Below are 21,279 nucleotides of genomic sequence, written 5' to 3' on the forward strand. Positions count from 1 at the left end.
TTATTTTTAATGCTTTGCTGCCTACGTTTCTTTTTTTTAAATTTTTGTGCTATTCTTTTTAACAGGTAAAAGGATTTGCCAAAAATAAATAATTAAATTTTATCATGGAGGAATGATATATGATTATAAATCATAATACATCAGCTATTAATGCTTCAAGAAATAATGGCATTAATGCTGCTAATCTTAGCAAGACTCAAGAGAAGCTTTCTAGTGGTTACAGAATTAATAGAGCTTCTGATGATGCTGCTGGTATGGGAGTTTCTGGTAAGATTAATGCTCAAATAAGAGGCTTATCACAAGCTTCTAGAAACACTTCTAAGGCTATTAATTTTATTCAGACAACAGAAGGGAATTTAAATGAAGTAGAAAAAGTTTTAGTAAGAATGAAAGAATTAGCAGTTCAATCAGGTAACGGTACATATTCAGACGCAGACAGAGGTTCTATACAAATTGAAATAGAGCAACTTACAGACGAGATTAATAGAATTGCTGATCAAGCTCAATATAACCAAATGCACATGTTGTCAAACAAATCTTCTTCTCAAAATGTAAGAACAGCTGAAGAGCTTGGAATGCAACCTGCAAAAATTAATACACCAGCATCACTTTCAGGGTCTCAGGCTTCTTGGACCTTAAGAGTTCATGTGGGAGCAAATCAAGATGAAGCTATTGCTGTAAATATTTATGCAGCTAATGTTGCAAATCTATTTTCTGGTGAGGGAGCTCAATCTGCTCAGGCTGCACCTGTTCAAGAAGGTGTTCAACAAGAAGGAGCTCAACAGCCAGCACCTGCTACAGCGCCTTCTCAAGGCGGAGTTAATTCTCCTGTTAATGTTACAACTACAGTTGACGCTAATACATCTCTTGCTAAAATAGAAAATGCTATTAGAATGATAAGTGATCAAAGAGCAAATTTGGGTGCTTTCCAAAATAGGCTTGAATCTATAAAGGATAGCACTGAGTATGCTATTGAAAATTTAAAAGCATCTTATGCTCAAATAAAAGATGCTACAATGACCGATGAGGTTGTAGCAGCTACAACTAATAGTATTTTAACACAATCTGCAATGGCAATGATTGCACAGGCTAATCAAGTTCCCCAATATGTTTTGTCACTGCTTAGATAAAATTTTAAATCAATTAGTGCGAATTATTAACAAAAGATCCTCTTAAAGGATCTTTTGTTTTTTTTTATTTTGGATCGGCAAAAATTTAATAATTTTAGTATAATTTATAATAATGTGTTATTAAGTATAATGCAGGCTTATTGAGGAGTTTGCCTTGAGTAGGGTTACTGTTAAAATTAGGGATTGTTATAAAGCGTTTTCTTATTATGTTGACAAAAAACAGATAAGTCGAGCTATAAAAGATTATGAAGATGGTAAAGATAGAATGCAAATTTACAAAGAATCTTCTATCTTTATTGCAAATGCCAATATTAATCTTGATGTTTATGAAAATGAAATTTTAGTTATTATGGGTATGTCAGGTTGTGGTAAGTCTACTTTAGTTAGATGCTTAAATGGTATTTACAAAATAGATTCGGGATCTATTTTAGTAAATAACATGGAAATGAATGCTATAAATCGCAAAGATCTTTCTAATCTAAGAAAAGATAAATTTGCAATGGTTTTTCAAAACTTTGGACTTTTCCCCCATATGAATGTATTGAGAAACGTTACTTATGGACTTGAAGTCAAGCATATCCCTAGGAAGGTTAGAGAAGAGCGTGCTATTGAGGTATTAAATCTTGTAGGACTTGAAGATTCAAAATATAAGTATATTGATGAACTTTCTGGAGGAATGAAGCAAAGGGTTGGAATAGCAAGAGCATTAGTAGTTAATCCAGATATTCTTTTAATGGATGAAGCTTTTTCGGCGCTTGATCCATTAATTAAAGGAGAAATGCAGGAAGAACTTTTAAGATTAGTAGCTAAGCTTAAAAAAACAGTTGTGTTTATTACTCACGATTTAATTGAGGCTTTTAAATTGGGACATAGAATTGCTTTTATGAAAGATGGAAATATTATCCAAGTTGGCAAACCTTTGGAAATTTTAGCCAATCCTAGTACGGATTTTATATCTCATTTTATTAAAAATTTGCCCGTTTTAAATATTTTAAAAATAAAAGATATTATAAGAGATGATTTTGATTTAAACTCTAGTAGTGATGATGGCTTAAATGTTGTTATTAAATATCAAGGTGAAAATTTTAGTTTATACGATAAAGTGCTTAATAAAAGATATGATAATCTTGTATCTTTAAATTTAGAGTTAGATGATGAGATAAAAAAAATTGTTGAATACTTGAATAAGCAAGACTATCTAATAATAAAAGAAAGAGGAGCTATTGTCGGATATATTAATTTAAATGAAATTTCCGACTTATTGTCAAGATAGGAATTTATGAATAAAGATTTTTTTATATCAAAAATAGATAATTTTTTTGATTTTTTAGTTGATAATTTTTCAATTTCTGATGGAATAGGTTTTTCTAAAAGTATAATTTTTTTATATGAAAATTTGAAAAATTTATTTCTTTTTGTTAATCCCATTATTTTTATTTTGATTGTATGCTTGCTAAGTTTTATTTTCTTAAAAAAGAGATTGGTATTTTTAATTTTGCCTGGGTTCTTTTTTATTTTGTATTTTAATCTTTGGGAAGCTTCAATGGATACAATAGCTATTATATTTGTTTCTGTATTTGTTTCTGTTATTTTGGGAATTCCTATAGGTATTTTTGGGGGATATTTTCCAAAATTTTATGTTTTTTTAAAACCCATTTTAGATTTAATGCAAGCTATGCCCCCGTTTATTTACTTGATTCCCGCTATTCCTTTTTTTGGAATGGGTACAGCTTCAGCTATTTTTGCTACAATAGTTTTTGCCATGCCTCCTGTTATTAGATATACAAGGCTAGGAATTGTTCAAGTTTCAGATGAGGTAATAGAAGCGGCCAAGTCTTTTGGCAGTAGTAATTTGCGCATTCTTTTACAGGTTCAGCTTCCTCTTTCTCTTCAGAGTATAATTGAAGGCATTAACCAGTCAATAATGATGGCGATATCTATGATAGTGATTGCTGCAATGGTTGGATCGTCTGGTTTGGGCAGAACTGTGATTTACTCTATAGAAAGATTAAATTTTGGCGAAGGGTTAATATCTGGATTGGCAGTTGTTATTATAGCTATTATTTTAGATAGGATTATGCAGTCTATCTTTATTAAATTTAGCTATTTGAATACGGACCATTATGGAGGAAAGAGAGAAAATAAATTTAAAAGATTTTTAGAAATGTATAATAAATAAATAAATGGAAGGTATTTTATGAGTTTTATTTATAAATTATTAGTTAGATTTTGTATTTTTCTTATTTTTTTATCTTGCGATGAGAAAAAGAGTTTAAATAATTTGAAATCGGTAAAAATTGCATATGTGAATTGGGGTGGAGAAACAGCAGCTACAAATGTATTGAAAGTTGTTTTTGAGAAAATAGGTTACAATGCAGAAATATTTTCAGTTACTACATCTGTAATGTATCAATACTTGGCATCTGGCAAAGTAGATGGCACTGTATCTTCTTGGCTTCCTACAGCTGATAAATTTTATTACGAAAAATTGAAAACAAAATTTGTTGATCTTGGCGCAAATTATGAAGGAACTATTCAGGGGTTTGTGGTGCCAAGCTATGTTCCAATTTCTAGTATTAGTGAGCTTAAAGGCAAAGGGGCTAAGTTTAAGAATAAGATGATTGGCATAGATGCTGGCGCCGGGACTCAGATTGTTACAGAACAAGCGCTAGATCATTATGGATTAAGCAAAGAGTATGAGCTAGTTCCTTCAAGTGAGAGTGTTATGCTTGCAAGTTTAGATTCTTCAATAAAGAGAAACGAATGGGTTTTGGTTCCTTTGTGGAAGCCCCATTGGGCTTTTTCTAGGTACGATATTAAATTGCTTGATGATCCTGATTTAATTATGGGGGGGGTTGAGAGTGTGCACACTCTTGTTAGGCTTGGTCTTGAAAATGATGATCTTGATGCATATTATGTTTTTGATCATTTTTATTGGAATGATGATTTAATATTGCCTTTGATGGATAGAAATGATAAAGAGCCAGGTAAAGAGTATCGCAATGCAGTCGAATTTGTTGAAAAGAATAAAGAAATTGTAAAGATGTGGGTTCCAGAAAAATATAAGATCTTATTTGATTAATCTTTTTTGAAATTCTTTTAAAGATGTTGAGATGGGATTGCATTTAGGAATAAAATCGCATCCCCCTTTAAATAATGCATTACATCTTATTATTCTTAATGTCATTAATGTTAAGGCCGTTGGAAGATTGTATTTTTTAAGGCATTCAATTGAATATTTTGAGCAAGTAGGGTTGTATATACATTGCAGTCCAAATACTTTAGAAAAAGTGTTTTGGTAAATTTTTATTAAAAAAATAATAATATAATTTAATATAAAGAAAATTTTGAGAATGTTCATATTTAGAATTGTATTATAATATAATGATTAATCAAGTGAATTAAAAAATATTAATTAAGGTTTATAATTTTTATTAAGGGGGCTTTGAATTAAAAAAATTTTTTTAATTTTTATGACTGTCTCTTTTTCTTTTGCTGAAATTATTCAAATATCACCGAAACAAGCTGTAAATATGGCTTTAAAAAGTAGCTTAGATTCGGAAAATGCTAGGTACAAGGAAAACATAAAAAAACTTTATAAAAATAATGCATGGAATGTTTTTGTTCCAAATGTTAACCTTAGCTCTACATTTAGTAGAAATCCCTCTGTTTCGAGTGAGCTTGAGAGAGATTATTGGGGCTTGGGGTTTGGAGTCGCTGTTAGTCTTTCTTTGTCGCCTTCTGTTTTAAAAAAGATTGAACTTATTATGTTGGAGTATGATAATGCAAAAATAGAAAGGGAGAGTGCTATTCGTAATATTAAGTTAAATGTTCTTAAGTCTTACAATCAATTAATAGCTTTAAAGAGTATTTTGAAGGTTTTTGAAAGTCAGATACAAAATAGTAAACTTAAGTTTGAACAAGCTAGAATTGCTTATAATAATGGACTAATATCAGAAATAGATTTCCTTGATGCGCAGCTTAAGTATAAAAAGTCTCAACCAGATTTAGATGGTCAGATTATTAATTTTGAAAAATCAAAAGAAATTTTCAAATTATTAATAGGATTAGATCCTGATCAAGATTTTGAGATTGTTGGAGAATTGCCAGATGAGACAATAGATTTTTCTTTATTTAATGAAGTGTTAAATTTTAATGAATCATTAGAGATTAAGAAATTAAATATGCGCTTAAAAATGACAGAGCAGCTTATTAGTTCGATTTGGCTAGATACTTTTTTACCAAGTCTTTTACTCTCATTTTCTTACTCTCCTTATAGATCATTTCATGAAAATTCTAAAGGTTTTTCAAGTGGGTTTTCAGCGTCTTTTAGCTTAAATTATGGTTTAACTGAAATATTTCCATTTTCAAAGAGTTTTACAAAAATACAAGATAACAACTATCAACTAAAAATATTGCAAAACAATATTGAGGATAAAATTAGAAATTTAAAATCTAGCATTGTGCAAAAAAGAAAAGATATTAGAAGATATAAATCGATTCTTGATGCTTCTAAAATTAATGTAGAATTAGCTAATAAAAATTATCAAATGGCATTTAATGCTTTTAATTCTGGGATCATAGATCTTTCCAAGCTAAATGATATTGAATTTGTTTATAAACAGAGCGATTTAAAGCTCGTTGAGGATAAATTGAATTATTCTAATTCTATACTTGAATATAAGGATTTAATAAATTCATTAGATTAAGAGGTATTTTTATGAATTTGATTTTTAATATTAATTTATATTTTAAAAAATATTTATTAGTCTTAGTCTTAGTTGGATGTGTGGGTAAGAACAAGTTAGATGAAAATATTAATGAAGGAAAAGAAAGTTCTTATAGATTTCCAGTAATTGCCATAAAAGCTAAAAGTGGAATCCTGAGTGATTATTTATCTTTAAATGGAGATATAGATACAAAAGTTAAAGCAGATATTTTCCCAGATACTACAGGTAAAATAACTTCCTTGAAAATAAAGCTTGGAGCTTATGTCCAAAAGGGACAAATAGTTGCGACTCTTGATCCTTCAAAGCCTGGTTCTGTATATTTGAAAAATCCAGTAAGAGCGCCAATCTCAGGATATATTTTAAATATTAGAAAAAGAATTGGTGAGACAGTCAATTCTCAGTCTAGCATAGCAGTAGTAGGAAGAATGGATACAAAGCAAATTTTAACTTATGTGTCTGAGAAATATATTTCAAATATTAAGGTTGGAAATGATGCTATTGTTGAGGTTAGAGCTTATCCTAATGAAAAGTTTAAAGCTAAAGTTTCAGAGATATCTCCTGTTTTAGATTCTAAAAGTCGTACTATCGAAGTATATCTTACACCTATTGGTAACAATTTAGATAAGCTGATTATTGGTATGTTTTCTAAAATCAAACTTATTACTAAACGCTTTAAAGATGTAATTAAGATTCCAAGAGGGGCTGTTGTTGAGAGAGAGGGTAAAAAGTTTGTATTTAAGCTTGATTTAGAAGGCAAAATTGTTCAAATGTTACCTGTTACAGTACTTCTTGAAATAGATAACATTGTGGCTCTTTCGGGAGAGGTTCAGGAGAATGATCTAGTTGTAGTAGAAGGCATGTCTACTCTTTCTAATGGAACTCCAATAAATTTGGTGGATACAAAAGAGAGTCTTTCAGCTGAAAGCAATATTTAATTTATTGGGAGATGTTTTATGTTGGTAAAGAGAATCGTTGGCAAACCAATAACAATGTTGATTTTATTTTCATTGTTAATGATGATAAGTTTATATACCTTTTCAAGATTAAAGGTAGACCTTTTGCCTGGAATTGATATCCCTCAAATAAGTATTTATACTGTTTATCCTGGCGCTTCTCCTAAGGAAGTCGAAGAGAGTGTTTCTAGAGTTCTTGAGAGTGGTTTGAGTTCTGTAAAAAATTTGAAAAATATATATAGTACTTCTTCTAAAGAAAGTAGCACTGTTTCACTTGAATTTTATCATGGGACCGATTTAGATTTGGTTTTAAATGAAATTCGAGATGCTCTTGAATTGGTAAAATCTTCATTGCCTAGTAAGTCGCAGACTCCCAGAATTTTTAGATACAATCTTAAAAATATTCCTGTAATGAAAATTCTTATTAATTCTGTAAGGCCAGTTTCTGAGCTTAAAAGATATGCCGATGAGATTATTAAACCCGGACTTGAAAGGCTTGATGGAGTTGCAATTGTTAATGTTAATGGTGGAAGTAAAAAACGTGTTTTAATTGAAGTTTCTCAAAATAGATTAGAGTCTTATGGACTTTCTTTATCAAGAATATCTTCGATTATAGCATCTCAAAATTTGGAACTTTCAGCTGGTAATATATTGGAGAACAACTTAGAATATTTAGTTCAAGTGTCTGGAAAATTTAAATCGATTGAAGAGATAGGCAATGTGGTTATAGCTTATAAGATGCCCGATATTTCTTCTGGCATAAATTCATCTGTTATTGAGATAAAACTTAAAGATATTGCTAATATTAAAACCGATTTTGAAGATTTGTTAGAATATGTTGAATATAATGGCTTGCCTTCAATCTCTTTATCGGTTCAAAAGCGTAGTGATGCCAATTCTATTGCAGTTTCTAATGTTATTAAGAGCGAAATAGAAAAATTGAAATTATCTATGCCTAAAGATATAAGATTAGAAATTGTTTCTGATAGTACCGATTTTATTAAAGCGTCCATTTCAACGGTTGTAGATTCAGCCTACTTTGGAGCTATGCTTGCAATATTTGTGATTTTTTTCTTTTTAAGAAGCTTTAGGGCTACAATAATTATTGCAATTTCTATTCCAATAGCAATTGTTTTGACTTTTTGTTTAATGTATTTTGTAAATGTTTCTCTTAATATTATGAGTCTTGCAGGTCTTGCGCTTGGGATTGGAATGGTTGTTGACTGTTCAATTGTTGTAATAGACAATATATACAAATATAGGCAAAAAGGAGCAAAGCTTATTTCATCTTCTATCCTAGGAGCCCAAGAAATGATGCTGCCTATTACATCTTCAACTCTTACTTCTATTTGTGTTTTTGGTCCATTTCTTATTTTTAAATCAGAACTTGGGATATATGGGTATTTTTTTAAAGACTTTTCATTTACGATTGTTATTTCTTTAGGGGTTTCTCTTTTGGTTGCGATTTTTTTAGTTCCTGTTTTATCAAGTCATTATGTTGGTTTATACACGAGTTTTCAAAAAAATATTAAGGGTGCTTTTATTAGGAAAATTGATGCCTTTTTTTCTAGTATTTATTATTTTTTAGAATTTTTTTATATCAATTTATTAAATATAGTTTTAAATCATAAATTGATTTTTGGATTAATTGTTTTTTCTAGTTTTATTGGTAGCTTGTTTTTAGGATCATTGCTAGATGTGACAACTTTTAGCAGAGGGAAAGAGAATTCCATTATTATTAATTTAAATTTTCCTCATAAAACTAATTTAGAATATGCAAAATTTTATTCTAATAAATTTTTAGAAATTGTAAAAAGCGAGGCTAAAGGATATAAAAGCATTATTTCTACCTTGAGCGCTGACAGAATAACTTTTAATATATTGTTTCCTCTTAAAGAAGAAGTAAAAGATAATTTGATTGAAAGTATAGATTATGATGCTATTAAATATAAAATTATGAATCGCATTGGAAATCTTTATCCTGAATATAATATTGAGCCTTCTGGTGGCAATGCTTTAGGTGGCGGAGATTCTATTAAAATTAAAATTTCAGGGAATGATTTTGAATATATAAAAGATTATGGAAAAATTTTAGTTTCTATGTTAAAAAAGGAAATTCCTGAACTTGTAAATCCAAGACTTAATATAAATGATTTTCAACTTCAAATTAGCGTTGAGATAGACAGAGCGTTAGCCTATAATTATGGCGTTGATATGAATACCATTTTAAATGAATTGAAGGCCAATATTAATGGTGTTATTGCTGGACAATATGTAGAGAATGGGCTTAATTATGATATTGTTCTTAAGCTTGATAGAATGGATGTTAAAAATTTAAAAGACTTAGAAAAAATATTTATTACAAATTCATCTGGAATTAAAATTCCTTTTTCATCAATAGCTACTTTTGAAAAAACTAATAAAGCCGAAGCCATTTATAGAGAAAATCAAGCTTTAACCATTTATCTTAGTGCATCTATTTCTCCAAATAGTAATTTAACTCAAGTAACTGCAAAAGTCATAGATTTTATTAACAATAAGGTACCTCATAAAGAGGGCACAGTGCTTAAGGTTGAAGGAGAGTATAATGAATTTTCAAATATTATGGATCAGTTTAAAATAATCATTATGATGGCCATTATTGTTGTCTTTGGTATTATGGCTTCTCAATTTGAATCTTTTTTAAAACCCTTTATTATTATTTTTACAATTCCTTTGACGGCAATAGGAGTTGTACTTATACATTTTCTTGTAGGAGAAAAACTTTCTATTTTTGCCGCAATTGGAATGCTTATGCTTGTTGGTGTTGTGGTAAATACGGGAATTGTTCTTGTAGATTATACTGGTTTATTGATTAAGAGGGGGTTTGGTCTAAGAGAAGCAATTATTGAGTCTTGTCGTTCAAGGTTTAGACCAATTTTAATGTCTTCTTTAACTTCAATAATAGGGCTTATTCCGATGGCATTTTCTAGTGGGAGTGGAAATGAACTTTTAAAGCCAATTGCATTCACTTTTATTGGTGGAATGACAGCAAGTACATTTCTTACTCTGCTTTTTATTCCCATGCTTTTTGAGATTTTTTCTAATATTGTTTCAAGTATTAAATCTAGGTTAAAAAGAGTGGTTCTTAGTGGAGATGTTGAAAAATCATTCAAAATTAATAATTCAACTAAAAGTAGTTATGATAATTTATTTGAAGAAGATGGAGATTAATATGACTAAATTTTATAGATATAGGATTGAAATAATTTCCAATTTATCTTTAGAGCTCGATATTTTTGAATGTATAGGAAAAATAGAGCGAGAGTTTGGGGAGCCTATATATTATTCTAAGATAGAAAATGTTTATGGAAAAGGCAAGAAGGGGGAAAAGCATGGTAACGGTGTTTGGCCTGAAGAAAATTTTATTCTGATTATTTATACTTCCAACCAATCTATTGTTAATAAATTAAAGGACATTGTAGATAATTTGAATCGTTCTTACCCTACAGAGGGGGTTAATTTTTTTATTTTGAGAAATTAATGCTTGGGAGTAGGATTTTGATTGCTGTTTTGGGTAATAAATTTTTGAATAATAAGAATTATGTTTTAAAATTCGGGTGTAAAATATAGCTTAAAGAAGGTTAATATTCGTTGCTAAGTTTTCAAAATTTTCACTCAATAAAATATTTTAAAAGAAACTTAGAATGTTACAGTCAGGCGATCAAGCTTATGTTAATTGTCTTGTGGGGATTTTATTTTAAATGAATAAATATTTATTACAAAAAAACTATATTTCTTTTTTAAAAGAAATATAAGGATTCTTTTTAGAAAAGGTGATTGATTATTTTAAAGGTAATAAAATGGATCTTAATAATGTTGTTTTTATATTTGTGAAAGTAATTTGATGATGTTTGATGTTTGATATATTTTGAGAAAAAAATATTACTTGCTAAAATATTAAAACGGAAATTTATTTTTAGATTTTAAGCTATTTTTTAAACTTAGTTTTGATTTTTTAGGTTTTTATTCTTATTAGCTTTTTGTGTATTTTTTATAATAGCGGGAAAGCTTTATAAAAAATTTTTTTATGAATTTATGGTTAATAATGATATAATAAACCATATTAATTTTGTTAAAAGGAGGATTATATGTCAATAGCAAAGGCATTCTTTGAAGTGGCTGATCAACAAAAGGACAAAATTGCTCAAATATATAAAATTTGCAATGGATATGCCCGCGTTACTTATGGCGACTTAAAAAACAATGTTTTAAAGCTTGCTTCCTTTTTAAAGTCAATCAATGTTAAGTATCAAGATAAAATATTTATTTGCTCTGAGAATAGGGCCGAGTGGTCTGTAATAGATTTTGCAATTTTATCTTTGGGTGCTGTTGATGTTCCAAAAGGCTCTGATATTACTCTTTTTGAAGCTGAAATTATTTTTAACTCTGTTCTTCCAGGTGTAGTTATTTTAGAAAATTTAAGTCTTCTTGATATGTTTGTTCGAATTCAATTTACAGTAAAGCCAATATTTATTATCATTGAAAATTTGAGCAAAGAAGATAGGCTAAAGTATAGTGATTTTGAAATTTATACTTATAGCGATTGTATTTTATTAGGGGACAATTTAAGAAAAGATATAGAAATTATTGAGATTGCAAGTAAAGTTGATTCTAATGATATGGCAACAATAATATATACTTCTGGAACAACGGGCCATCCAAAGGGGGTTATGCTCAGTCATGCTAACCTTCTTTATCAGGTTTCTAGTTTTAGTTTAATGGTTGATACACAAGTGGGACAAATATTTATGTGTATTTTGCCAATTTGGCATTCCTTTCAAAGATCTTTTTCTTACAATATTTTTCTCAAGGGTATGGTTTGTTTATTTTCTACCATTGTTCCAAGGGCAATGCTTGATGACATTAAAAATATTAATCCTCATTATATTGCAGCTGTTCCTAGGCTTTGGATTGCAATAAGACAAAATATTTACAAAGAAGTTTCCAAAAGGCCGTTTATTTCTAGAATAATTTTTCATTTTTTTATAAAATTAGCGTTTCTTAGCGATATTTGCTATAGGATGGTAATGGGACTTTATCCGGACAATGGGTTTAGTTTATTTTTCCCTATAAAGAAAATTTTAGGAATGTTTGGGTTAATCTGCATATTTCCTTTTAAAGCTTTGGGAAATATTTTGATTTTTAATAAAATAAATAAAATTTTAGGTAATAATTTTGTTGTTGGAATTACTGGCGGGGGGAGTATGCCTTTGTCTGTTGTTAGATTTTTTAATTCAATCGGTATTGAATTAGCTAATGCTTATGGATTGACAGAAACTTCGCCAGGAGTGGCTTCTAATAAGCATAAAAAAGTGATCATTGGTACTTGTGGGAAAATTTTACCCGGAACTGTTGCTGAGATTAGAGATTCTGATGGGAATAAGCTTAAAAAACCCGGAAAAGGAATTTTATTTGTAAAAGGGCCTCAAGTAATGCTTGGATATTACAAGGATAGAGTAGCAACTTATAAGATTATTGGTTCTGATGGGTTTTTAAACACAGGTGATATTGTAAAATTGTCTAAAGACAATGTTGTTCAAATTATTGGTCGAGAAAAAGATACAATTGTTTTGAATAATGGAGAGAATGTTGAGCCTGCTCCAATTGAGATTAAGCTTGAAGAATCAATCTTAATAGAAAAAGCGGTTGTTGTAGGGCAGGATCAAAAATTTTTAGGCGCGCTTATTCTCCCAAATTTTGAAGAAATAAATAAATATTTAGAAAGTGTTGGGCAAAAGATTTTTGATGCTAATAATAGGCGTCAAATTATTTCAAATAATATTGTTCTTAAGGCTATAAATGATGAAATAAAAAAATTAATCAATAGAGCTAATGGATTTAAACCTTTTGAACAGATATTGAAGTTTGCTCTTTTAGAAAAACCATTTGAAGTTGGTAAGGAAATATCGATTAAAATGGATATTAAGCGAAGTTATATTTTAAATTTTTATAAAAATGAAATTAAAAATTTATTTGCCTGATTATTTTAAATACAGTTCAAGCTCTACTATATCTTCTAATTTTGTATTGGGGGGTATGCTTTGCTTATAAACAAATCCTTTGCCATTTATTTTTATTTTTATATTGCTTTTATAGTGCTTTAGTATGGCTATTGCTTCTCTTTTAGAAAGGTTGATAAAATTTGGCAAGTATGCTTTGTTTTTATAATTGGTAGCGATTTTAGGTATTTTGATTTTTGATGGTATTTTGATTTTTTTATATGCGCTTGTATTTTGTTGGTATTCAATAAATTCTATTATTTCTTTTGCCATTGGGGCTGCTATTCTTGTTCCATATATTATTTTTTTTGGGTATCTGTATACAATATAAATAATGTATTTTGGTTGTTCTGTAGGATATATTGCCAAGATAGAAGATGTATAGTCTTCTTCTGAGTATTTGCCGGTTTTTCTATCAATAGCTTGAGATGTTCCGCTTTTTGCAGAAATGTCAAGATTTTTAATTTTAAGATTCGGAATTCCACCTTTATTTACAACTTCTCTCATCATTTTTAAAACTTTTTGTGCTGAATTCTTAGATATTGCTCTTTTTATTTCTTCTTTATCAAATTCTTTAATATTTTCTCCTTTATCGTTACTTATTTTTTTTATTATTCTGGGTTTTAACATTATTCCATTGTTGCCTAGTATGCTTGCAGCTTGTAATATTTGAACTGCTGACACCCCTATTTCTTGTCCAAATCCAATTGTAGCTTTACTTCGTCCTGACCATTTTAAATAATGATTTAGAAGACCTTTTGTCTCTCCAGGAAATGGAAATCCAACTTTTTTCCCAAATCCAAAATCTAAGAGTTTTTTATAAAAGTATTCATTGCTAACTTTCTCAGTAATATAAGCTATTCCTACATTTGATGAATAGATTAAAATCTCTGTAGAATCGATATATTTATAAGGAGGATTTAAGGTTTTAATTGTAATTTTCTCTCCTGATGGAAATTGTTTTTGATATATTCCATTGTCTAAAAATTTTTCTCCTAAATTTAATTTTCCACTTTCTAAAATTATTGCAACTGTAAAAATTTTATTAATGCTTCCAGGCTCATAGGCTAGCGATGAAGAAAGGTTTTTTCGTATTTCTTCAGGATATTCAGAATAAAAGTTCGCATCATATTGGGGAAATTGAACCATAGAGAGTATTTCTCCATTTTGGGAGTTCATTACTAAAGCAATCAAACTTTCAGGATTATTTTCTTTAAAGTATTTTTTAGCGATTTTGCTAACACCCTGTTGTATATTCATGTCTATTGTTAAGTAGATGTTATTTGTTTCTAATTCTTCGTTTAAAAATTGTTGTCTGGTTTTATCTTTTCCCAATATGCTGTTTAGAGAAAATTCAATGCCCTCAAGGCCAAGATTATCTGTTCCTACAAAGCCAGTAATATTGCTTGTGATATGCCTAAAAGGGTAAATTCTTGTGTAATCAGGATATAAAGCAATGTTTGAGAGTCTGCCTTCAGCTTGAATTCTTTTAATCAAATCTGATTCTTCTCTTTTTATTTTTCTTTTTATATATAAAAATTCTTTATTTGAAGAAAGCTTTTCCTTTAAAATTTTTGAATCAATTTGGAGTATTGCACCAAGAGTTTCAGATGTGCTGACAATGTTTTCTATTTTTTGAGGATTTGTTCCGATTGAGTATGACTTTGAAGAGAATGCTATTGGTTTGCCATTTCTATCGTAAATTGTTCCTCTTTTGACAATATCATTTGATTTTAAAGGTGTTGTGTTGTTTAGGCTGTTATTAAAGACCATTAGTGTGAAGTATTTGTAAATAGTTAGCAAAGTTATTCCTAAAAATATTGTTAATACCATCTTTATTCGGTACTTATTATTAAGTATTTTTTTGGTCATAAATTTTGGACCTCTTAAATTATTTTATGACTATATGAAATAAAAAATTATTCATTTTTTTTGCATCTACATTATTATATGTTATTATATTCTGAAAAAGTAGATTACTTATATATCAGAGGGTATAATATAATGGATATTAAAACTTTAAAAGGCTTTAAAGATTATTTACCTAAGGATTCTTTGATTCGAATTCATATTGTTAGGCAGATATTTAGCATTCTTAATTCTTATAATTTTGATTTAATAGATACTCCAGTTCTTGAATATTCAGATATGCTTTTAAAAAAGAGTGGGGATGAGACCGAAAAGCAAATTTATAGGTTTAAAGATAATGGAGGCAGAGATGTTTCCATGCGATTTGATTTGACTGTTCCTTTTGCCAGATTTGTTGCTACAAATATTTCTGATTTAAAATTTCCTTTCAGACGCTCTCAATTTGGAAAAGTTTTTAGAGGAGAAAATTCTCAAAGGGGTAGATACAGAGAATTTATGCAATTCGACTTTGATATAGTTGGGGAGGATAGTTTTAGAGGTGATGCCGAGATTCTTTCTGTTGTGTATTATGGACTTGAAGAGATTTTTTTGAATTTTATAGAAGGTATTAATAAAAAATTTATTATCCATTATTCTCATCTTGGTATATTAAATTCTTTTTTTGAAAAGTTAGGAATTAAAGAGAAATCCCTTTTTATTTTAAGGAATATTGATAAAATAGATAAAATAGGAATTGATAAGGTTGAAGAGGCTCTGCTTCTTGAGGTCGAAAAAGAAGCAGTGGATTCAATCTTAAGTTTAGTGAGCTTGCAAGGCGCTTTTAAAGACAAAATACAAGCCTTAAAAGGTATTTTAGGTGATAATGAGTCTGTTAAGAGAGTAGAAGCTGTTTATCAGCATCTTAGTTTATTAAAAATTCAGGATTCTTTTAATTTAAATCTTAAAATATCTCGTGGGCTTGATTATTATACAGGGATTGTTTTTGAAGCTGAAGTGTTTGGTAGTAATATGGGCAGTGTTTGTAGTGGGGGAAGATATGACAATTTGGTTTCTTCATTCTCAGGCTCTATTCAAAAAATTTCAGGAGTTGGGGGATCTTTTGGTGTTGACAGAATAAAGGATATAATTGATCTTGAAAAGTTTAGCTATATTAAAATATTTGTCACTAAAGCTAGGTCTAAGGTTTTAATTGTAAACCTAGATAGTGCTTTGCAAAATTATTATTATGAACTTGCTACTAGGTTTAGAAATCACGATTATTCTAAGGTTAAAAATATTTCTTGTGAAGTCTATTTGAAAAATAAAAATGGTAAAAATATTAAAGAGCAAATAGAGTATGCTTTAAGCAAAGAGATAAGATTTTTAATTTTTGTTGGTCAAGAAGAATACAAAGAAAATAAAATGAAAGTAAGAGATTTGACAAAAAAGGAGGAGTTGCTGCTTTCTTTTGAAGAATCAATAAATCTTATTAAATGTAATGAAAAGTTACTGTGCACCCCTTTTTAATCTTAAACATTGATTATTCTAAAAAGTTTTGGCACAGATATTAAGGTTGATTTGCATTTTTATCTATTTTCCTAATTGTGATTGCATTTAGGATAAGTTTTTTATTTTTATATTCTATTTGTCCAAGTATTTCAACACTGTCTTTAAAATCAATATCAATATCAAAGGTTGTTTTTGCTGGAATAATTCCAGAGAGTACATTTTTGTTGTATCCAACATAAAAGTCAAACTGTATTATATTGTCTTTTTTTTCAATATTATTTACTACCCCTTCCCATTTTACATATACGTTTGAATAGATGAATGGATCTTTTTTAATATCTTTTAAGTTTATATGTTCATTAAAGCTAATAAAATCTGGCCTTGAAATAAAACTTGCAAGATTTTTGGCTTTTAGCTTTATGGATTCTGATGCGTTTGAATTTAATATTTTATTTATCTCTACTCTTGCAAAATTATCTTTTCCTGTTTTTAAATAAATTTTGATTTTTTCGAAAGAATTTTTAATTTCGTCGTTGGTTAGTATTAATATAAATTGGCCTTCTTCATTTTTTATTTTTTCTTTGTTGTTTATTTTAATGTTGTCAATATAAGCAGCAATGTTGTTTAAATTTTTGTTTATTTCTGCTTTTCGATTTGTGTATATTGTTATTTTTTGTTCATAAAAAATAAAATAGATTGCTAACATTAAAATAAATACAATTGCACCAATGGTCATTATTATGACTAACTTTGTTAAATTTTTATCAGGCATTGCTTTAATTATTGGAAATAATTTCTCATATAGGTTGCTATTTTTAAAAAAAACAGATCCTTTGATAGGATTTTTTCTAATAATTTCAAGAGACAGCTCCGATCGATCTACTTCTTGATTTTCTTCTATCATTTTAAGCCATATCTGAATAGCTTTTTCTTCTTTACCTTGACTTACTAAAAGTATAGCAATAGCTTGCTTTATATTTGATTCGCCAGGATTTAAAGTATAAGCTTTTTTAAGATATGTTTGAGCATTGCCAAGGTTTCCAATGCGAAGATAAGACATTCCCAAGACATAGTGATATAAATAGTAATTTTTGTAGAAAAAAATTTCTTTTTCTAGGAGCTTTATTGCTTGTGAATATTTTTTTGAATTATAGTAATAAATAGCCTTATTAATAATTTTATTAGGTTCCATATAGCTATAATTTGACTCCACAATTTTCTTTTTAATATTATAATATAAGATTTTGTTTTAAAAGAATAATAAATAGAATATTGTTATTTTGCCTTAATTTCTTGTTTGACTAAAAATTGATAAATGATATAATTATATAAAGTGTAATGGGGGGTTTTATATATTTTTAAAATGGTGGGGATGTGTCATCAGATAGAATCGCTGAATTGATTAAAGAAATTTATTTGGATTTTAGAAAAGGCAACTTCAAGGAAGCTTTGTTGAAATCTGAAGAAGCCCATTCTCTTGATTTTGATAATATTGAAATTTTAACAGCTTTAAAAAGCGCTGTGTATTGGAATGGTCAAGTTGAAAGCCTTGATAGAATAGGGCAGGATTATGAAAAGGCAGAATTTTTAATAAGAGAGTGGAATAATTTTGCAGGACGATATTTGAAAAAGATGGGTTGTAATTTTTTGCAAGGTCGTAATTCTATAAAATATTTTGTCTTTCAGACTTGTCTTTATATATATAAAAATATATATAAACTTCATCCAGAAAATTTGGATCTTTTAATAAAAATTGCTAAGTCTTATAAAGGTATGGGGAATTACGAGAGAGCAATTAATGTCTTTTTGCAAATATTAGGAGAGGCTAAGGAAAATTCAGATGTTGTTGCAGAGCTTGCTGATTCTTATGCGTTGGTTGATGAAATTAAAGAGGCTAAGGTCTTATTCAGAGAGGCTTTTTTTATTAATCCTCAAAAGATAGATATATATTCTCTTGAGTCTGATATGATTTTAAGATTAATAGATCTTATTAGGTCTGACAAAAACATTTCAGATGATCTTATAAAAGAATGGATTCCTGTTTATGGCTCTCTTAATGGTGTTTTTAATGTTAAAAGAGAATTAAGACCTATAGAGCTTGGACAGCTGAAGCAGTCTGTTTACAGTTTGCGTAATGAGCTTAAAGAAAAGTCTTATAGATCAATAAATGAGAGCATATTGCTTCCAAGACTTATTAATAAGTATTTTTGGCTTATTGATCATTATGTAAGGATAAAAGAGGATAGAGCACGTATTGATGAGATTTTGTTATACATAAAAGAAATAGACTTGGGAATTTATCAACAGTATGTAAATTAGTTGCTTGATGCTAAAAATCGATGTTAGGAGAGTTTGATGTCTAATGTTACCATAGAAAAATTAGATAGTATTTTGCAAGAAGATAAGTGGACAAGAATAGTTGTTAATAATTATTCTCTTGCCAAAATAAAAGAATTGGATGATTTGATAGATAATATAATTGATGAGGGGTTAACAGAGGATGTGCTTGATATTTGTGGCAGGCATTTAAAAGATGTTAAAAAAAGCATAGCAGGTCTTTATATTTCTGGAATGCTTATATATAGTAGGCGGCCTTTAAATGATATGAATTTACTTGCTGTTATTGATTTATTCTCTCAAAACTTAAAATGGACCCTTGTTGAACATATTTGCAATGAAATGCTTTTTATTTCTGAGAATAAGCATGCTCTTTATACTCTTGCAAAGATATATGCCCAAAACAATGAAAATGATAAGCTTCCAGGTATTTGGACTAGAATTGTTGAAGCAGATATTGATGATACTGTGTTTGTAAGACAGCTTGCTACTTATTACGAAACTATTGATTTGCAAAAATCAATTTTTTATTTTAGAAAGGCTATTTATCGCTTTATTGATAAAAAACAAATGTCAGGAATAAGGGAAGTATGGGCAAAACTTATTTATTATGTTTCAGATGATTTTGATTCTTTTTTGCTTATTTTGCAAAAAATTGAAAAAGATCTTGGATTTAAAAAGGCTATAGTCCTTTATGAAGATTTGTTTGATCATTATTCTTTGACCGATAATATTGATGAGACAATAGAAATTCTAAAAGGTATTTTAAAGCTTGACAATAAAAATCATAAGGCAAGAGAAAATTTAGTTAAATTTTTAAGAGAAAGATATAAAGATGTAAAGGATATTGAGAATTATCTTATAAAGTCTGATATTGAAAACTTAGATAAAAATTTTATTGATGTATATTCAGATTTTGAAAAATATTTGTTTTTTGCAAAGGGGAATTTTGTTTATCATCAGACTTGGTCTGTTGGAATAGTAAAGGATGTAAATGATCATGGCATTACGGTTGATTTTGTTTCTAAAAGAGGCCATTTTATTGGTTTTGATATGGCAATGTCGGCTCTTTCTCCTCTTAGCAGAGAGGATATTAGGGTATTAAAGGCTGTAACGCCCAAAGAAGAACTTGCAGATAGGGTAAAAAAAGATATTGAGTGGGCTATAAAAGTTATTATAAAAAGTTATAAAGCTATTGATTTAAAGGGAATAAAAAAAGAGTTAGTACCAAGCTTGATGACTCAAAGTTCATGGAATTCTTGGAGCTTGAAAGCAAAGCAAATCTTAAAGGATAATCCCCATTTTGTTATGGACTCTGGTAAGCTTGATTATTATATATATAATGAGAGATCTTCCAATTTAAATGAAAAAATGTATGATAAATTTAAAATTGAGAAAGATTTTTATAAAAGATATGAGATATTTATAAACTATTGCAATGTTAAAGGAGTTGTTAAGGATTTACATATTGAAGAAGAGATGCTCAACTATTTTTTAATTTATGTTAACAATTTTACAAAGGTTGATCATCATGTTATAAGTTCTTATGTTATTCTTAAATCTTTAGATAATTTTTCTGAAGAATTGTCATCAAAAGTTAATATAGAAAAAGATGTTAATTTAGAGTCTCTTTTAAAGGAGTATTCAAAAGGAATAGTAGATCTTTTTGATTCAATTTTGAATGCAGAAATTAAAAAAGAATTGGTTGTTTTAATTAAAAGAGAACTTAGCAATTGGATTTTATACTATAAGGAGCTTTTTCCCCATTCTGTTAATAAGAAATTGATTGAATCTCTTTATAAAGAAGATCCCAAGGAAGTGGAAAAATTATTTAATTATGTTATAAAAAATTATAAGGTCTATAAAGATGCTTATATTTGGATTTTGAAGCACTGTAAAACTTACTCTATTGAGCTGAGTTATTCAGATTCAGATCTTTTAGCCAATTTGATTAAAATTTTAACAGATAGTGTTATTAAAATTAATAATAAAAATAATTCTGTTGCAAGTAAAAGAATTTATAAAATGGTAATGAATCTTTTAGTTAAAGATGGATATCTTAAATCGGTTTTAGAGTGCATAAGAGATGAGGAGCTTGCAAAGAGAGTCTATATGACTTGTTTTTATGTAAAAGATTTTCCTCCCAAGGATCTTTTAGAGATCAAATCTATAATAAGACAATTATTTGATTCGGTTGAATTTGAAGATGAAAAGATGCAACTTACAGGCGAGAGAATGGAAGTTGGATTTTTAACTATATTAAGTTCTTTAAATAAAAAGCAAAAAGAGCTTAAACATTTAAAGGAAGTTGAAATTCCAGAAAATTCAAAAGAAATTGGGAAAGCTCGTGAGCTTGGTGATTTAAAAGAAAATGCTGAATATCATTCTGCTAGGGAAAAACAACAGTTTTTGACCAAAAGATTAAATTCCTTAATGTTGGAAATAGAGAATGCAAAAGTTGTGGATACTAAAGATCTTCAAAGTTCTGTTGTTGGTTTCGGGACTAAAGTTGTCATTTTAAATGAAGTTACGGGTAAAGATGAATCTTATTTGATACTTGGACCTTGGGAATCAAACCCTGATGAAGGCATTATTTCATATAAATCACCTTTTGGAGAAAATTTGCTTAATTCTAAGGAAGGAGATAGTCTTGATTTTATTATAAATAATACTAATTTTAAATATTTTGTAAAGAAAATAGAACCCATAAAATTTAGTTAGGAAAAATTTA

15 protein-coding genes are annotated in these 21,279 nt (G+C 28.7%); 12 read left to right on the forward strand and 3 right to left on the reverse strand.

Annotation, left to right across the window (positions count from 1 at the left end):
- The first annotated feature begins 119 nt into the window (after nt 1-119).
- The 4 genes from flaB (at nt 120) to DB318_RS03710 (ending at nt 4,212) form a co-directional block, all read left to right on the forward strand.
- Nucleotides 120-1,130 (forward strand): flagellin FlaB, encoded by a 1,011-nt coding sequence (gene flaB, locus DB318_RS03695; protein WP_151060559.1) that lies wholly within the window; start codon nt 120-122, stop codon nt 1,128-1,130.
- 154 nt (nt 1,131-1,284) lie between these two features.
- The gene (locus DB318_RS03700) at nt 1,285-2,403 is read left to right on the forward strand and encodes an ATP-binding cassette domain-containing protein (RefSeq protein WP_151060560.1); all 1,119 of its coding nucleotides are present in this window, start codon (nt 1,285-1,287) and stop codon (nt 2,401-2,403) included.
- A gap of 6 nt (nt 2,404-2,409) precedes the next feature.
- Nucleotides 2,410-3,309 (forward strand): ABC transporter permease, encoded by a 900-nt coding sequence (locus DB318_RS03705; protein WP_151060561.1) that lies wholly within the window; start codon nt 2,410-2,412, stop codon nt 3,307-3,309.
- 18 nt (nt 3,310-3,327) lie between these two features.
- Nucleotides 3,328-4,212 carry a glycine betaine ABC transporter substrate-binding protein gene (locus DB318_RS03710; RefSeq protein ID WP_172964867.1) on the forward strand — a complete coding sequence of 295 codons (885 nt, stop codon included), beginning with the start codon at nt 3,328-3,330 and terminating at the stop codon, nt 4,210-4,212.
- Here DB318_RS03710 and yidD read toward each other — a convergent pair.
- Nucleotides 4,201-4,491 (reverse strand): membrane protein insertion efficiency factor YidD, encoded by a 291-nt coding sequence (yidD, locus tag DB318_RS03715; protein WP_151060562.1) that lies wholly within the window; start codon nt 4,489-4,491, stop codon nt 4,201-4,203. The two genes, DB318_RS03710 and yidD, sit on opposite strands and share 12 nt — an antisense overlap.
- 112 nt (nt 4,492-4,603) lie before the next feature.
- Between yidD and DB318_RS03720 the strand changes: the two genes are divergently transcribed.
- The 5 genes from DB318_RS03720 to DB318_RS03740 all read left to right on the forward strand — a co-directional run bounded on the left by DB318_RS03720 (nt 4,604) and on the right by DB318_RS03740 (nt 12,836).
- On the forward strand, nt 4,604-5,839 hold the full coding sequence (locus DB318_RS03720) for a TolC family protein (RefSeq protein WP_151073756.1): 1,236 nt from the start codon (nt 4,604-4,606) through the stop codon (nt 5,837-5,839).
- 11 nt (nt 5,840-5,850) lie between these two features.
- Nucleotides 5,851-6,795, forward strand: a complete 945-nt coding sequence (locus DB318_RS03725) for an efflux RND transporter periplasmic adaptor subunit (RefSeq protein ID WP_151060564.1) — start codon at nt 5,851-5,853, stop codon at nt 6,793-6,795.
- Between the two features lie 18 nt (nt 6,796-6,813).
- A complete protein-coding gene (locus DB318_RS03730) occupies nt 6,814-10,026 on the forward strand; it encodes an efflux RND transporter permease subunit (protein WP_151060565.1) in 3,213 nt (1,070 codons plus the stop codon).
- Nucleotide 10,027: 1 nt separating this feature from the next.
- Entirely contained in the window at nt 10,028-10,336 is a 309-nt protein-coding gene (locus tag DB318_RS03735) for a PG0541 family transporter-associated protein (RefSeq protein WP_151060566.1), read from the forward strand.
- Between the two features lie 607 nt (nt 10,337-10,943).
- A complete protein-coding gene (locus tag DB318_RS03740; RefSeq protein WP_151073758.1) occupies nt 10,944-12,836 on the forward strand; it encodes an AMP-binding protein in 1,893 nt (630 codons plus the stop codon).
- Here DB318_RS03740 and DB318_RS03745 read toward each other — a convergent pair whose 3' ends face one another.
- On the reverse strand, nt 12,837-14,726 hold the full coding sequence (locus DB318_RS03745; RefSeq protein ID WP_151060568.1) for a penicillin-binding protein: 1,890 nt from the start codon (nt 14,724-14,726) through the stop codon (nt 12,837-12,839). It abuts the gene before it with no gap.
- Nucleotides 14,727-14,858: 132 nt separating this feature from the next.
- Here DB318_RS03745 and hisS point away from each other — a divergent pair, with 132 nt between their 5' ends.
- Complete coding sequence (gene hisS / locus DB318_RS03750) at nt 14,859-16,229, forward strand: histidine--tRNA ligase (RefSeq protein ID WP_151074323.1); 1,371 nt, start codon at nt 14,859-14,861, stop codon at nt 16,227-16,229.
- Between the two features lie 40 nt (nt 16,230-16,269).
- On the opposite strand, the gene DB318_RS03755 is transcribed toward hisS, so the two are convergent.
- Nucleotides 16,270-17,403, reverse strand: a complete 1,134-nt coding sequence (locus DB318_RS03755; protein ID WP_151074324.1) for a tetratricopeptide repeat protein — start codon at nt 17,401-17,403, stop codon at nt 16,270-16,272.
- Between the two features lie 182 nt (nt 17,404-17,585).
- On the opposite strand from DB318_RS03755, the gene DB318_RS03760 reads away from it, so the two are divergent.
- The gene (locus tag DB318_RS03760; RefSeq protein WP_151060571.1) at nt 17,586-18,530 is read left to right on the forward strand and encodes a tetratricopeptide repeat protein; all 945 of its coding nucleotides are present in this window, start codon (nt 17,586-17,588) and stop codon (nt 18,528-18,530) included.
- A gap of 36 nt (nt 18,531-18,566) precedes the next feature.
- Nucleotides 18,567-21,269, forward strand: a complete 2,703-nt coding sequence (greA, locus tag DB318_RS03765) for a transcription elongation factor GreA (RefSeq protein ID WP_151074325.1) — start codon at nt 18,567-18,569, stop codon at nt 21,267-21,269.
- The last annotated feature ends 10 nt before the right edge of the window (nt 21,270-21,279 follow it).

Origin of the sequence: [Borrelia] turdi (genome assembly GCF_008828755.2) — a bacterium.
In the GTDB taxonomy this organism is placed as follows: Bacteria; Spirochaetota; Spirochaetia; order Borreliales; family Borreliaceae; genus Borreliella; species Borreliella turdi.